Annotated in this window: 17 protein-coding genes, 1 other RNA gene and 2 pseudogenes; 10 read left to right on the top strand and 10 right to left on the bottom strand. The window is 49.8% G+C overall.

Annotated features, from left to right (window positions below; genetic code table 11):
- Positions 1-5: 5 nt before the first annotated feature.
- The 4 genes and pseudogenes from FT643_RS23455 to FT643_RS12855 form a co-directional block, all read right to left on the bottom strand.
- Positions 6-266 carry a hypothetical protein gene (locus tag FT643_RS23455; protein WP_232340180.1) on the bottom strand — a complete coding sequence of 87 codons (261 nt, stop codon included), beginning with the start codon at positions 264-266 and terminating at the stop codon, positions 6-8.
- An 81-nt stretch (positions 267-347) separates the two neighbouring features.
- A pseudogene (locus FT643_RS24055) lies at positions 348-1,298 on the bottom strand (TOTE conflict system archaeo-eukaryotic primase domain-containing protein).
- The gene (locus FT643_RS12860) at positions 1,291-1,659 is read right to left on the bottom strand and encodes a helix-turn-helix domain-containing protein (protein ID WP_156871808.1); all 369 of its coding nucleotides are present in this window, start codon (positions 1,657-1,659) and stop codon (positions 1,291-1,293) included. Before FT643_RS12860 ends, FT643_RS24055 begins: the two are co-directional and overlap by 8 nt.
- A 17-nt stretch (positions 1,660-1,676) precedes the next feature.
- Positions 1,677-1,979, bottom strand: a complete 303-nt coding sequence (locus tag FT643_RS12855; protein ID WP_156871807.1) for a type II toxin-antitoxin system HigB family toxin — start codon at positions 1,977-1,979, stop codon at positions 1,677-1,679.
- Positions 1,980-2,038: 59 nt separating this feature from the next.
- Between FT643_RS12855 and FT643_RS12850 the strand changes: the two genes are divergently transcribed.
- The 3 genes from FT643_RS12850 to FT643_RS12840 all read left to right on the top strand — a co-directional run bounded on the left by FT643_RS12850 (position 2,039) and on the right by FT643_RS12840 (position 4,078).
- Positions 2,039-2,272 carry a helix-turn-helix transcriptional regulator gene (locus tag FT643_RS12850; protein WP_156871806.1) on the top strand — a complete coding sequence of 78 codons (234 nt, stop codon included), beginning with the start codon at positions 2,039-2,041 and terminating at the stop codon, positions 2,270-2,272.
- 157 nt (positions 2,273-2,429) lie between these two features.
- On the top strand, positions 2,430-2,813 hold the full coding sequence (locus tag FT643_RS12845; protein WP_198043514.1) for a helix-turn-helix transcriptional regulator: 384 nt from the start codon (positions 2,430-2,432) through the stop codon (positions 2,811-2,813).
- Positions 2,810-4,078, top strand: coding sequence for a type II toxin-antitoxin system HipA family toxin (locus tag FT643_RS12840; RefSeq protein WP_156871805.1), 1,269 nt, complete (start codon positions 2,810-2,812; stop codon positions 4,076-4,078). The genes FT643_RS12845 and FT643_RS12840 overlap by 4 nt, the downstream gene beginning before the upstream one ends.
- Positions 4,079-4,133: 55 nt before the next feature.
- Here FT643_RS12840 and FT643_RS24050 read toward each other — a convergent pair.
- Together FT643_RS24050 and FT643_RS12830 are read right to left on the bottom strand one after the other, a co-directional pair.
- Positions 4,134-4,217 (bottom strand): annotated as a pseudogene (locus FT643_RS24050) (IS66 family transposase); the annotation flags it as partial.
- Between the two features lie 13 nt (positions 4,218-4,230).
- Complete coding sequence (locus tag FT643_RS12830) at positions 4,231-4,464, bottom strand: type II toxin-antitoxin system HigB family toxin (protein WP_156871804.1); 234 nt, start codon at positions 4,462-4,464, stop codon at positions 4,231-4,233.
- 59 nt (positions 4,465-4,523) lie between these two features.
- Here FT643_RS12830 and FT643_RS12825 point away from each other — a divergent pair, with 59 nt between their 5' ends.
- Positions 4,524-4,724 carry a helix-turn-helix transcriptional regulator gene (locus tag FT643_RS12825; protein ID WP_156871803.1) on the top strand — a complete coding sequence of 67 codons (201 nt, stop codon included), beginning with the start codon at positions 4,524-4,526 and terminating at the stop codon, positions 4,722-4,724.
- Positions 4,725-4,836: 112 nt separating this feature from the next.
- On the opposite strand, the gene ssrA is transcribed toward FT643_RS12825, so the two are convergent.
- Together ssrA and smpB are read right to left on the bottom strand one after the other, a co-directional pair.
- Positions 4,837-5,189: a transfer-messenger RNA gene (ssrA, locus tag FT643_RS12820) on the bottom strand.
- Between the two features lie 97 nt (positions 5,190-5,286).
- Positions 5,287-5,751 (bottom strand): SsrA-binding protein SmpB, encoded by a 465-nt coding sequence (gene smpB, locus FT643_RS12815; protein WP_156871802.1) that lies wholly within the window; start codon positions 5,749-5,751, stop codon positions 5,287-5,289.
- 208 nt (positions 5,752-5,959) lie between these two features.
- Between smpB and FT643_RS12810 the strand changes: the two genes are divergently transcribed.
- Entirely contained in the window at positions 5,960-7,315 is a 1,356-nt protein-coding gene (locus tag FT643_RS12810) for a sodium-dependent transporter (protein ID WP_156871801.1), read from the top strand.
- Between the two features lies 1 nt (position 7,316).
- Positions 7,317-7,631 (top strand): RnfH family protein, encoded by a 315-nt coding sequence (locus FT643_RS12805; protein WP_156871800.1) that lies wholly within the window; start codon positions 7,317-7,319, stop codon positions 7,629-7,631.
- Here the strand turns inward: FT643_RS12805 and FT643_RS12800 are convergent.
- Complete coding sequence (locus FT643_RS12800; protein ID WP_156871799.1) at positions 7,628-8,098, bottom strand: outer membrane protein assembly factor BamE; 471 nt, start codon at positions 8,096-8,098, stop codon at positions 7,628-7,630. The two genes, FT643_RS12805 and FT643_RS12800, sit on opposite strands and share 4 nt — an antisense overlap.
- Before the next feature lie 123 nt (positions 8,099-8,221).
- On the opposite strand from FT643_RS12800, the gene fur reads away from it, so the two are divergent.
- Entirely contained in the window at positions 8,222-8,629 is a 408-nt protein-coding gene (gene fur / locus FT643_RS12795; protein ID WP_156871798.1) for a ferric iron uptake transcriptional regulator, read from the top strand.
- A gap of 6 nt (positions 8,630-8,635) precedes the next feature.
- Here the strand turns inward: fur and recN are convergent, their stop codons facing one another.
- The gene (gene recN / locus FT643_RS12790; RefSeq protein WP_156871797.1) at positions 8,636-10,306 is read right to left on the bottom strand and encodes a DNA repair protein RecN; all 1,671 of its coding nucleotides are present in this window, start codon (positions 10,304-10,306) and stop codon (positions 8,636-8,638) included.
- A 137-nt stretch (positions 10,307-10,443) separates the two neighbouring features.
- Here recN and hrcA point away from each other — a divergent pair, with 137 nt between their 5' ends.
- From hrcA to dnaK, 3 genes are all read left to right on the top strand, one after another.
- Entirely contained in the window at positions 10,444-11,475 is a 1,032-nt protein-coding gene (gene hrcA / locus FT643_RS12785) for a heat-inducible transcriptional repressor HrcA (RefSeq protein WP_156871796.1), read from the top strand.
- Between the two features lie 87 nt (positions 11,476-11,562).
- Positions 11,563-12,168 carry a nucleotide exchange factor GrpE gene (gene grpE, locus FT643_RS12780; RefSeq protein WP_156871795.1) on the top strand — a complete coding sequence of 202 codons (606 nt, stop codon included), beginning with the start codon at positions 11,563-11,565 and terminating at the stop codon, positions 12,166-12,168.
- A 148-nt stretch (positions 12,169-12,316) separates the two neighbouring features.
- Positions 12,317-14,257 carry a molecular chaperone DnaK gene (dnaK, locus tag FT643_RS12775; protein WP_156871794.1) on the top strand — a complete coding sequence of 647 codons (1,941 nt, stop codon included), beginning with the start codon at positions 12,317-12,319 and terminating at the stop codon, positions 14,255-14,257.
- The last annotated feature ends 7 nt before the right edge of the window (positions 14,258-14,264 follow it).

The raw sequence follows: 14,264 nt of genomic DNA, 5'->3' as shown, positions 1-14,264 counted from the left end.
TATGCTTACGCAAGAGCTTCGGAACCCTGTTTGTCAGAAGCTAGCAGAAACTCGGTTGACAATTGGCCTTGTTCGGGCGCTTCACCATTGAACGAAATTTGATATCCCATTGCCTCATAGCTTTTCTCCCGTTTGTTGAACATTCGTTGCCACATAGGGAGCGAGCAATCGACATAATCGTAAATGGTGACACGGTCTTTGCCATCCGACTCTCGGTGAATACGCCCGGCATACCGAGCCAGTGAACCTTTCCATGCAATGGGCATGGCTAAGAACAGCGTATCTAGTCTTGGCAAATCAGCTCAGACGCGCGCATTGCGCCTTTTAAAACGACTGAATCGATATCTCTATCGAGTAGCATGGCATTGATTGTTTCTGAGCTTGACGAGTGACTTGGTGGCTTTCAGTTTAGTGTCACGTTCACGCTGATCGTCTAATTGAACTTCGATCTTATTCTCGGTTAACAACTCTAGCGCTTCGTCTAAGCAACCGCGAGGTATCGCCAAGTCTATTCGAGCACAGGAAATAAATCTCGGAATACCATGAGTTGAAAACCGGAGAGCCTGTGGTTTAAAGAATACAGTGTTTGAAAAGCTCGCGATTCGCCTTAACCTTGCTACTAATTCGCTCGGTAATGCGCTTAAATCAAAATAAACATGGTTTGCGAGAGTGACGGATACCTTTTTCGGTGGGCTTTCCAATAAGAGCGGTTTTGCCTTGGCGGTCATCTCCCACGGTGGGCGATTCTCTATAACCTCTTGTTCTTTAAATAACGTAGAGTTTGGTGAAATTTGTGTCAGTAGCTTTGTCAGTCTGCTGTGTGAAATAGACTCCATATTCGCTAGATGTTGCCATTGGCCTTTATCAAAATCGGCGGCGAGAAAATAGCAGGTGTTATCGTGCATCAAAGGATAAAGGCCAACGACTTGTTGCCCAGCTTAGCGGCGATAAATGATCTGGTCATTTAACTCTGTGAACTGACGGTGATTGCAATCCTGACATTTGATGCGAGGCTTATGACAGATCCCCTGTACCCACTCGTTGTTGCAGGCAACAGAGTAACCACTGCGACCTTGTTTGTTTTGCCAGCGGTATGCAAAAATATCGGTTCGGCCTCGAAACAGCCCTCTGAAGAGGGCAATCTTTTGGTCTGGCGAATATAGGGGCGAGTCTGATGTATTCGGTGAAGGTTGCTGGAGTTGCTCTCTGAGAGCTAGAAGCTGCTTTTTCTCCTGCTCAAGCTGTGCGAGCCGAGCGTCAATCTCGGTTGTGCTTTCAAATCTATCACTCTTAAGCATGCGCTTGAGGTGGTTTGATTAAGGATTCTGCCGGAATACCCAAACCTTTATGCAGCTTCCAGATCATTTTTAGCGTGAGCGATCGTTTGTAGTTGAGAATCTCATAGACTCGGTTGCTTTTACCAATCATTGGCTCAAGGTCTTTTACGGTTAATCCTTTGCGCTCCATCTCGAATTTGATGGCTTCAACAGGATCAGGCAGTTCCATAGGGAAATGCTTAGCCTCATAAGCTTCGATAAGCGTGACCATGACATCCAGCTTTTCACCTTCAGGTGTGTCAGGGCCAGCCATCATCAGGCTTTCAATTTCTTTTAATGCCGCTCGGTAGTCGGCATCAGTTTTGATCGGTTTGATGTCCATAATTTTTCCTCAGGCAATTAAATGGTTTGTACATCCATTTTGTCGTATTGCGCATGGGAGCCGATGAACCGGATGTACACCACGCGATATGCGTAGTTGATCCACACGACTAGTCGGTACTTGTTGCCCGCAATATTGAAAACTGCACGCCCATCTTTGAGCATGCTGGCATTTCTGAAGTCCTGCTTTACATCCGCTGGTGCGCTCCAGTCAGCCGCTAAGGCATGTCGATACCAAGCGAGAGTTGGCTCTTTCGCATCCATGTATTCTGGGTGCTCTTCCCAGAAAATTTTCAGTGTCGATAGGGCAATGATTCTCATAGAGTTAACAATAGTCCCAAAATGGGACTGTATCAACCAAATTCTACCGGAGAATCTATATGAATGAATATCAAGCACTTATGACGCAAAGAGAGCTTTGTAATCGTTGGCAGATAAGCGAGGCGACACTGGAGCGCTGGCGATCTGAAGGCATTGGCCCGCAATTCCTGAAGCAGCGCGGCCGAGTGATGTATCGTCAGATCGACATTGAAGCCTTTGAGGAAAGTTGCCTCCGGCAGTCTACCAGCAGCCCCATAGCCAAGCAGCAGATCCGTTCGGTGTCTTCCGTTTAGGGTCGCACCGCAGCTAAGAATCGTTGGCGCAATGGCAGACCGGCAGAGAGAGCTAAACAACCAGCAAAGCAACATTTGTGTTGCTTTTTCTACATCTGGCGTAGTGATTTGCATAAAAGCAACGAATAAGTTGCCTTTAGAGTTCTAAGCAACTAATATGTTGCTATTGACTGTAAAAGCAACATATGTGTTTACTATGATGAATTCGATACTCCACCAAATAAAGCAGCGGCGACTGACACTTGGCCTCAAGCAGAACGACATGATGTTGCGTGTAGGCGTATCTCGTCAGCAATATCAGCGCCTGGAGTCCAAAGGAAACCCTAGGTTAGACACCTTGGAGTTGATCGCGAAGGGCTTGAATAGCGAACTTATGCTCATACCAAAGGAAAAGCTTGGCGCTGTGATGGCGCTGCTTGAACAGGAGAGCTCCGAGCCAGGCAAAGCGCATGTGTCCCAGGCGAAAAAAAACGCAAAGGAAGATGCAAAGAAAAGTCTTTCAGATGATCCATGGCAGGATTTACTGGGGGATGAATCATGAGCGAAGCCCAAGTCGATGAAATAAACGTACTCAAGTTGAGCTTGCACGAAAGGCTGGTTGGCTATTTGGCTGGCTTTCAAGGCGGTAGAAATGTGCTGAGCTTTGCCGAGCAATTCAAGAGTGATGTAGGTCGCCCTACATTCAGTTTGATTACCCACCCGGCGTTTCCTCATGCTGAAAAAATAATGTCGGAACCGTGGGCAAGAAACCAAAGGTTGCATCCAACGTTGTCCAATTTACTTCCGGAGGGATCTTTGCGGGAGTTGATTGCGCAAGGACTAAAAGTCCATATCGACAATGAGTTCCATATTCTCTCATATTTAGGTGCTGACCTTCCTGGCGCTTTGGTCGCTGAGCCGATGGAACCCGACGATGTTCCAGTTAGTGTTCTCAATACTCACGGCAAAGCTCGCGCGATAAAGTTTGACAAAGTATCACCGGAAAATAAATTTTCGTTGGCCGGCGTTCAGATGAAATTTTCCATGAAGGAAAAGGATGGACGCTACAATCTTTCCAAAGGCGACGTCTTGGGGGATTGGATAGTAAAAACCCCTTCGACCAAACATAAAGATGTGCCTGTGAACGAATACACCGCAATGAAACTTGCGGAATTAGTTGGGGTCGACATTCCAGAAATTAAGCTGGTCGAGCTGAACAAGCTCGACAATCTTCCTCAGATAAATCTGCCCGACGAGAAGCTAGCCTTCGCAATCAAACGTTTTGATCGCGATGATGATGTACGCATCCATATGGAAGACTTTGCCCAGGTACTGGTGAAGTATGCCCATGAAAAATACAACTCAGCAAACTACGAGCAAATCGGCAGAATCATCTACGGTTACTCTGGTGACGGCTTGGCCGATGCACAACAATTCGCCAGGCGATTGCTAGTTAACATTCTTCTTGCTAACGGTGATGCACATCTAAAAAATTGGAGTTTGATTTATTCAGATAAAATCACACCTAGGCTTTCGCCAGCATACGATATCGTTACCACGAGCGCATATATTGATGGCGAAAGGAATTACGCGCTCAATTTAGGAAAGACTAAAGATTGGTACGACGTCTCAATGGCAAATTTTCAGTCATGGACTGATCGTGCCGAAATTCCATGGAGAGTAATTAAACCTCACTTGGATGACGTTTTGGACAAGGCTCGAAATCTTTGGCGAGAAGCAATTAAAGATCTCCCAATGAATGAGGCGCACAAGAAAAAATTGAAGGACCACTGGGGCAATTTACATGAGGATTTTCGAATTAAATAGATTTTGAAAATGCCACGATTGGAGACTGTAAAAATAACCGTGTAACTGCTTATCATTAGCCAACTGGCGCATCGATAATGCGCTTCTCCGATTTACGGCCAAACAGCTGACGCTCGAACCAGGCAACGCGATCTTTTAAATGCTGATTTTCTTCATGCGTAGTTGATCCACGCGACTAGTAGGTACTTGTTGCCCGCAATATTGAAAACTGCACGTTCATCTTTGAGGATGCTGGCATTTCTGAAGTCCTGCTTTACATCCGCTGGTGCGCTCCAGTCAGCCGCTAAGGCATGCCGATACCAAGCGAGAGTTGGCTCTTTCGCATCCATGTATTCTGGGTGCTCTTCCCAGAAAATTTTCAGTGTCGATAGGGCAATGATTCTCATAGAGTTAACAATAGTCCCAAAATGGGACTGTATCAACTAAATTCTACCGGAGAATCTATATGGATGAATATCAAGCACTTATGACGCAAAGAGAGCTTTGTAATCGTTGGCAGGTAAGCGAGGCGACACTGGAGCAATGGCGATCTGAGGGTATTGGCCCAATTTATGTGAAATTAGGCGGCCAAGTCAGCTACCGGCGAGAGGATGTGCTGGAGTATGAGGCCAGTTGCTTGAGAAGGAGTACTTTTGAAGCCGTTTGAAGGTGGGCTAGTACGCAAATATCCGCATCATCCCTAACTACCCGATAGTAAAGTTGCGGGTTAATAAAAAGCCCTAATGGCTGGTGAGGGCTCATTAGGGCTATTTACAAGATGGTGGAGGCGGCGGGGATCGAACCCGCGTCCGCCAGTCCGCTGCCAAAGGATCTACATGCTTAGTCTGAGTCTATTGATCTCGTCTGTTACGGCCCGACCAGACAGGATGTAACAAACCAGCCTGTGAAGTTTTAGGGGTTCGGCACCAGGCAGGCCTCACCACGATCTTGTGTTTAATTACCGCCACTTCGTTCCCACAAGCAAGCCCTTGTGGCGGTCTAGCATTAAGCTGCTAGAGCGTAGTTGTCGTCGTTTGCGACTATATTGTGCAGCATTTGGAGTACGTGTGTTGCTACCCACACGACATGCACCAGAGGTTTTGTAACCGACGTCGAAGCCAATGTCGCCCCCAGAAGGCGGAGTGTAACACGACCGCCATGTTGGTTGGACTTTTTTTCGGCGCTGAAGTTCTGTTTAACCTGGGAAGGTTTGGATAAGTGCGGAATATTCAGTTTTTCAGTATGCGGTGCTTTTCCCGGCTCCAGTCGCGATCTTTCTCTGTCGCTCGCTTGTCATGCAGCTGTTTACCTCTGGCCAGAGCAATCTCACATTTCACTCTCCCGTTCTTCCAATACAGGGCAGTGGGTACACAGGTCAGCACTTTTTTGGTAATGGAGCCGAATATGCGCCCCAGTTCATTCTGATGCAGTAGCAGTTTGCGGGTGCGGGTGGGGTCCGGTACGTAATGAGTGGAAACCGTCGCAAGGGGTGAAATATGGCAACCGTACAAAAAGGCTTCGCCATTCTTCATCATTACATAGCTGTCCATGAAATTGATTTTGTTTTCACGCAGACTTTTCACTTCCCAGCCTTGCAGCACCAAGCCCGCCTCATAGCGATCTTCCAGGAAGAACTCATGTTTGGCTTTTCTGTTAAGTGCGATGGTGTTGCCACCGGCTTTCTTATTCGACATAACGTTGGGGTCTGCTTTGGTTGGTCATTGGAAAATGGGGCCCAATTATAGGGGGTTTTGCCAGCGAAACCCAAATCATTAGCACTGGAAAGGATTTTGTTACTTTGACAGCCAGGATAAACGTAAGGAAAATGTCATAGTTGGGTGGGCGCTGGCCTTATGGTCAAGTTGTTTAAACTAAAAAGAAATCTGAGATAAGGGATTGCCAATGTCAGAGCAGCAGTCGATTCATGGGGTGTGGACGAAGCGCTGGACCTTTGTGCTGGCCGCGACCGGCTCAGCGGTGGGGTTGGGGAATATCTGGAAATTTCCTTACATGGCGGGAGAAAACGGCGGCGGTGCCTTCGTTTTAATCTATCTGGTATTTATCTTCTCAATCGGTATTCCGGTGATGCTGGCGGAAATTCTGCTGGGGCGCCGCGGACGGGCCAGCCCGATCAATAGCATGCACAAGCTGGCAGACGAAGCCGGGGCAACCCCTTTCTGGGGCGGCATCGGTTGGCTTGGCGCCTTAGCCGGCATGTTAATTCTGTCCTTTTATAGCGTCGTGGCAGGCTGGGCCGTGTCCTATGTTTATCTCATGGCATCCGATTCCTTTAGTGGCCAGTCGGCGGACGCAGTGGGCGCAGTATTCGGTGATCTGCTTGGCGATCCGTGGCGTTTACTCGGCTGGCACTCTGTTTTTATGGTGATGACCATTGTTGTGGTGGCGAATGGCATCCATAGGGGGCTGGAGATGGCCGTGCAATGGTTGATGCCGCTGTTGTTCATTATGTTGTTGGTTCTGCTGGGCTACTCCGCAACTCAGGATGCGTTTGGGGCCAGTCTCGATTTTATGTTTAAAGTCGATTTCAGTAAGTTGACCCAAGAGGCGATTCTTAGCGCGTTGGGGCACTCGTTCTTTACTCTGAGCCTGGGCATGGGCGCCATCATGGCCTATGGCGCTTACATGTCACGGCAGCAGAATCTTGCGACGACGGTAGTCACCATCGGTTTGCTGGATACCCTGGTAGCGATAGTGGCGGGTATAGTGATTTTTACTATTGTGTTTAATAACGGGCTGGAGCCCGGTGCAGGCCCTTCGCTAATGTTCAAAACCCTGCCGATCGCATTCAGTAAGATGCCGGCTGGCGTGTATCTAGGAACAATGTTTTTTGTTTTGGTGGTGGCTGCCGCCTGGAGTTCGGCGATTTCTCTGGCCGAGCCGGCGGTTGCCTGGGCAGTTGAAAGCACCGGAGTCGGCCGTGTGAAAGCCGCCATTTTCGTGGGACTGATAGCCTGGACGCTGGGGATTGGCTGTGCGCTCTCCCTCAACATCTGGAGCGACTTCACGATATTCGGTAACAGCCTGTTTGATTTCTTCGATAAGCTGACCACCAATATCATGCTGCCCTTGGGCGGGCTGACCCTGTGCCTCTTTGTCGGCTGGGTGATGGATCGGGCGGTGGTGCGCAATGAAGTTGATATCAGCCACCCGACTATTTACCGGGTGTGGTATTTATTTGTGCGGGTGCTGTCGCCGGTCGGGGTGGCCGTGGTCATGATCAATAAATTATTTGAGTAATATGAGCGAACAAATGATTAAAGTGGAAGTAGCGTATGCTTTGCCTGAAAAGCAGATGATTGTGCCGGTAATGATAAAAAAAGGCACCTCAATGTACGATGCAGTAGTGCAGTCCGGTATTGCTGCGAAGTTTGAGGGGTTGGATATCGAGTCAGCGCCCATGGGCGTGTTCGGCAAAGCCGAGCGTAAGCCCAAGGAGCGGGTGCTGGAGGCGGGGGAAAGGGTCGAGATTTACCGTGGGCTGATCGCCGACCCGAAAGAAGTCCGTAAAAAACGTGCCGCCGAGAAAGCAGCAAAGGAAAAGGCTTCCGACTAGCTTTCTATAACCGGAGGCTCTTCGCTGGCCGGTTCCGCGGGGGCGGACTCAGCCTTGTCGTCGCCAGGAGGGATCGGCAGACCCATCTGCTCCAGCAGGTCGTTTCGTAGTTTGTCAGGGTCTTTATACAGACTGTCGTCAATTTTTGCTAAGCGCTCACTGTCGAAATACAGCGTGATCTGATTTTTAACCAAAATGCCGGTGCCGGTTTCCAGGCTATACATATAATCCCAGCGATCAGGATGGAAAGTGTCGGCAATCATCGGTGATCCCATGACGTATTCAACTTGGCGAGGGCTCATGCCGAGCTTTAATTTTTCGATCATTTCCTTGGTAATCAGGTTGCCCTGACCAATATCGATACGGTAAACCCCCGGAAAACGCAATGAACTACAGCCGGGCAGGGTGGTGGTGGCCAATATCAATATCAACGCCGGAAGGCGTATTTGTCGCAACAAGTTTTGCATCTGGTATGGTTTTCCACTATCTTCGCAAAAAGCGATTATCATACAGGTAAGCTGGTTTAATTAGAAACCAGAATGCGCAGAAAGATCCCTTCCCGAACAGAAAGTCAGGACAGAAAGATTCCCATGACAAATGAAAATCAAGAACTCCGTAAAGTCGGCCTCAAAGTTACCCTGCCGCGGGTAAAAATACTGCAGATACTAGAATCGGCGGAAACCCATCACTTAAGCGCTGAAGACGTCTATAAAGCGTTGCTGGATGCTGGCGAAGATGTCGGATTGGCCACGGTATACCGGGTGCTCACCCAGTTTGAAAGTGCAGGCCTGGTAAGCCGGCTTAACTTTGATGGCGGACATGCTGTCTTTGAACTGTCCAAAGGTGATCATCATGACCATATGGTTTGTATGGTGTCTGGGCAGGTGATCGAGTTCGTTGACGAAGATATCGAAAAATTGCAGCACGCCATTGCTGAACGCCATGGCTTCGAGCTGATTGATCATAACTTGGTGCTTTATGTAAAACCGAAGTCCTAACGCTTTTCAGCCTTGGCTATCCTCAATCAGCTCCCTGGCATGCGCCAGGGTCTGATTGGTAATTTTCAATCCCCCCAGCATGCGTGCTATCTCTGCTACTTTTTCATCTTGCGACAGTTTGGCGATGTCAGTATGAGTCTGTTTTTTGCTCGTCTGCTTGTTCACATGCAGGTGTGTGTGCCCCTGGGCGGCGACCTGGGGCAAGTGAGTAACGCAAAGCACTTGGTTGTTAGTACCGAGCTCCTGCAGTAGTTTACCGACAATCTGGGCAACTGCGCCCCCGATACCCACGTCCACCTCATCAAACACCAAAGTGGACACGTTCGTCGTTGCCGCGCAAGCCACTTGAATGGCCAGGCTGATTCTCGATAGCTCGCCGCCGGAAGCCACTTTGTTAAGGGCTTTAATGGGTTGCCCCGGGTTGGTGCTGACAACGAACTCCACTTGCTCCAGGCCATGGATGCTGTACTGATTAGCTGGATTGGTTTGTAACTGCACCTTGAATTCAGCTCCCGGCATGCCCAGCGGCTGAATTTTCTCGGTGATCATCTTGTCCAGCTTGTTGGCGTGTTTATTACGCCCTTTGGAAAGGGTCTTGGCCGCGTCCAGGTAGCTGTCTTTAGCGCTTTCGGCTGCTTGCTCCAGTTTTTGCAGTTTCTCTTCGCCGCCGTCAATGGCGTTCAGTTCCTCTTCCAAGGTCTGCCACAGATGGGCTAGCTGATGGGGGTCGATGCGATGTTTGCGCCCTAAGTGGAAATATCCGGAGATGCGCGAATCCAGCATTTGATAGCGTTGAGGATCGATTTCAAGGCGCCCTAAATAATGCTGCAGGCTGGACGAGGCTTCCTCCATCTGGATACGGGCGCTGTCCAGCATGTCGTGGATTTCGCGTAATGACTCATCATCACCCACCATGTCGTCAAGAATGTGGTTTATGCTCTGTACCTGGTCGGTCAGTGCCGGTTCTCCCTCTGTCAATCCGCTCACCACTTGTTGTCCACGTCCCAGCAGTGAATCCACGTTGGACATCCGCTTATGCTCGACTTCCAGCTGCGCCAACTCTCCGTCTTCAGGCTTAAGCTCTTGTAATTCATTAATCTGGAAGCGCAGCAGATCCACCCGGTCCTGCATTTCCTTGGCATGGTCACGAAAATGCTGGAAAGCCTTTAGCTGGTCCTGCCAATGCTGGTAGCGCTCCGCAACTATGTCCGCCTGCCCGGCTAGTCCCGAAAACGCGTCCAGCAGTTGGCGGTGGGTCTCTTTCTTTAGCAGAGCCTGGTGTTCATGCTGTCCGTGAATGCTGACCAGGATCTCGCCAAGCTGTTTTAACGCCTGAATGGGGGACGGGGTGCCATTGATGTAAGCGCGGCTGCGGCCGTCGCCGGAAACGACCCGCCGCAGGATGCATTCGTGTTCCGCTTCCAGGTCCCGTTGCTGTAGCCAGTGCTGTGCTTCGGGGATGTTACTGATGTCGAAACTGGCCAGTATTTCTGCTTTGTCGGCCCCGTGGCGTACTGATCCCGAGTCGGCTCTGTCACCCAAAGCCAGCCCCAGCGCATCGATCATGATGGATTTACCGGCCCCGGTTTCGCCAGTGATGACAGTGAGTTTGTTGGGAATGTCCAGGTCCAGTTGCTCAACGATAGCGAAATTAGAAATATTGATGTGTGTCAGCATGGGCGCAATGAGGATTCGGGTGATTGGGTGGAAGAGGATTCCATATTAGTGAAATTGTGCCCTTGTCGCCATCGGGAAACCCGCGCTAGAATCAAAAATAGACAGTTTTTCAATGATATGACAGGCGCCAAGAAAGCATGCCCCCCAAAATAGACAGAGCAGAGCAAGTCCTGAAAGCGTTGGTGGAGCGTTATATCCGGGATGGTGAGCCGGTTGGTTCAAGGGCTATCGCGGATTCAATGTCAGTTAGTGCGAGCCCTGCCACCATCCGAAATGTCATGGCCCAGCTCGAATGTCGCGGCCTTATCCAGTCTCCGCATACGTCTGCCGGGCGCATTCCCACTGCGTTGGGTTATCGGCTGTTTGTGGATACGATGCTTACCATTGCTTCACCGGCGGCGATTAATGTGGATCAGGTGCGCAAGCGCTTATTACCGGATAAGACGCCACTTGAGTTGGTGGAAGAAGCGTCTGAGGTACTGTCGGACCTGACTTCGATGGCCGGTGTGGTGATGGTGCCGAAGAAAAACCGTTCCAGCCTGCGTCAGGTCGAATTTTTACCGCTCGAAGGTAATCGGGTGTTGGTGATTTTGGTGCTGAACGATCGTGAAGTGCAGAATCGCATCATCACCACCGACCGTTGCTACAGTGAAAGTGAATTGGTTCAGGCGGCGAATTACCTGAATCACAATTTCCTCGGCAGTGACCTGGAATCGATCCGCAGTAAGTTGCTCAGCGATATGAAAAGCGATAAAACCCGAATGGATTCGCTGATGCAAACCGTTATTGAGGTGGCTTCGCAAAGCTTTCAGAGTTCTGAGCAAAGTGATTGTGTGGTGTCGGGGCAGTCCAACCTGTTGGCAATGGCCGATCATCAGGGGATGGAAAAGCTGAAAGAGCTGTTTGACGCCTTTCAGCGGAAGCGGGATCTCTTGGGGCTTATGAACAACTGTGTTAACAGCGATGGCATCCAGATTTTCATCGGGCAGGAATCCGGCTTTAAATTATTTGATGAGTGCAGCCTGGTATCCTCTACCTATGGCACCGAAGATGAAGTATTGGGCGTGCTCGCTGTCATTGGTCCCACCCGTATGCCCTATCAGCAAGTTATCCCTATGGTCGATCTCACAGCAAAAATGCTAAGTTCAGCCTTGAAGCCTGGAAAATAATCCCCATATAGACCCCAAACTTTTTCAGTTATCTTGCCACGAATCTTGTGGCGGTAAGCAACATGTTGATTTTATGGAGATTATTTCATGTCGAATGAAGAAGCTGCGCGCCCAACACCGGAGCAGGAAGAATCTCAGGACGTGCAGGCAGACGCTGCTGAGCAATCAGCGGAAGTGGAAAATGAAGCTGCGGATACTGAGACCACCGAGGTCACGATAGAGACATTGGCAACAGAAGTGGGCGTACTGCAGGCCAAACTGGCCGAGCAAGGGGAGTCTGTGCTGCGGGCTCAGGCGGAAATGCAAAATGTGCGTCGCCGCGCGGAGCGGGATGTCGAAAACGCTCATAAATTTGCGCTGGATAAGTTCGCCGCGGATCTGCTGCCGGTAATCGACAGTCTGGAGCGGGCTATGGACGCCGCCGACAGTATTGAGCACGACGGTGTGAAAAGTATGAAGGACGGCATCGAGCTGACCTTGAAAATGTTCGTCGACACCCTGGCTAAACACGGTGTTGAGCAGCTTAACCCGGTGGGTGAGCCCTTCAATCCGGATTACCATCAGGCCATGTCGATGGTGCCAAACCCGGATATGGAGCCCAATTCAGTTATGGCTGTAATGCAAAAAGGCTACGTTCTGAAAGGCCGCCTGGTGCGCCCGGCGATGGTCGTGGTCAGCAAAGCAGCAGGTTAACTTTTTCAGCCCTTGAATTTAATTGGCCTGACCCCACTTACTTAACCAAGTGAAGGGATAAGCCCCTAAACAACTCAATTAACATTATTCACAGTATGCGGCGGCGGGTTCCCGAACCTGAATCCGGCGCAAAAGCGGAGAGCATAAAATGGGTAAAATTATTGGCATCGACCTGGGTACAACCAACTCCTGCGTAGCAGTAATGGAAGGCGATAAGCCCAAAGTTATTGAAAACAGCGAAGGTGATCGTACCACTCCCTCCATCATTGCCTATAACGAAGATGGTGAGATCCTGGTGGGTCAATCCGCCAAACGTCAGGCGGTGACAAACCCCCATAACACGTTATATGCGGTAAAACGTCTGATTGGACGTAAATTTACTGATGATGAAGTGCAGAAAGATCTGAAGCGGGCACCGTTCAAAATTATCAAATCGGATAATGGTGACGCCTGGGTAGAAGCGCACGGTAAGAAAATGGCGCCCCCTCAGGTGTCTGCGGAAATTCTGAAAAAGATGAAGAAAACCGCGGAAGATTATCTGGGCGAGAGCGTCACCGAAGCCGTAATCACTGTACCTGCTTATTTCAACGACAGTCAGCGTCAGGCTACCAAAGACGCTGGTCGTATCGCAGGTCTGGACGTAAAACGTATTATTAATGAGCCAACGGCTGCAGCACTGGCTTACGGAATGGATAAAAAACGCGGCGACTCGGTCGTGGCAGTGTACGATTTGGGTGGTGGTACCTTCGATATCTCCATCATCGAAATTGCAGAAGTGGACGGTGAGCACCAGTTTGAAGTGCTGGCTACTAACGGTGACACTCACCTGGGTGGTGAAGACTTTGATTTACGTCTGATCGAGTATCTTGCCGATACCTTCCAAAAAGATTCCGGTATCGATTTACATAACGATCCTTTAGCTTTGCAACGCTTAAAAGAATCGGCTGAGAAAGCGAAGATTGAGCTGTCTTCCAGCCAGCAAACCGAAGTTAATCTGCCTTACATCACAGCGGATGCGAGCGGACCCAAGCATTTGAATATCAAACTGACCCGCGCCAAGCTGGAGTCATTGGTTGAGCAGATGGTCGAGGATTCATTGAAGCCCTGTGCAATTGCACTGAAAGACGCGGGTATGAAAGCCTCTGAGATCAACGAAGTGATCCTGGTGGGCGGTCAAACCCGTATGCCTTTGGTTCAGCAAAAGGTAAAAGATTTCTTCGGTAAAGAGCCACGCAAGGATGTTAATCCGGACGAAGCGGTCGCGGTTGGTGCTTCTATCCAAGCGGCGGTATTGGCCGGTGACGTAAAAGACGTCTTGTTGTTAGACGTGACGCCCCTGACTCTGGGTATTGAAACCATGGGTGGCGTAATGACGCCGCTGATCGAAAAGAACACCACGATTCCTACTAAGAAGTCGCAAGTGTTCTCAACAGCCGATGATAACCAGACTGCGGTAACCGTGCATGTGTGCCAGGGCGAGCGTAAACAAGCAACCCAGAATAAATCGCTTGGTCGGTTTGATTTGTCTGATATTCCGCCGGCACCGCGCGGGATGCCGCAGATCGAAGTTACCTTCGACATCGATGCTAACGGTATTCTGAATGTTAGTGCGAAAGATAAGGCGACGGGTAAAGAGCAATCCATCGTGATCAAAGCCTCCTCTGGCCTGAATGATGATGAGATCGAGCAAATGGTCCGTGATGCAGAATCCCATGCGGAAGAGGATCGCAAGTTTGAAGAGTTAGTGGCTGCGCGTAACCAGGCCGATGGCATGATCCACGCCACCAAGAAAACCCTGGAAGAAGCGGAAGAGAAAGTAGAGGAAGGCGAAAAAGAGGCGATTGAGTCTGCTATCACTGCTTTGGAAGAAGCATTGAAAGGCGATGACAAAGACGACATTGACGAGAAAACCAAAGCATTGACGGAAGCTTCAGCCAATCTGGCGCAGCGTCTTTATGCTGAGCAGCAAGCCGAAGCCGATGGTGGTGATGCCTCTGCAGGCCCCGGAGCACAAGCTTCCGGTGCCGACGATTCATCAAATGATGCGGTGGATGCTGAGTTTGAAGAAGTCGATGAAAACAAAAAGTAGCATCCAT

It is taken from the genome of Ketobacter sp. MCCC 1A13808, from assembly GCF_009746715.1.
In the GTDB taxonomy this organism is placed as follows: domain Bacteria; phylum Pseudomonadota; class Gammaproteobacteria; order Pseudomonadales; family Ketobacteraceae; genus Ketobacter.
This window is presented reverse-complemented; position numbering and strand designations above follow the sequence as displayed.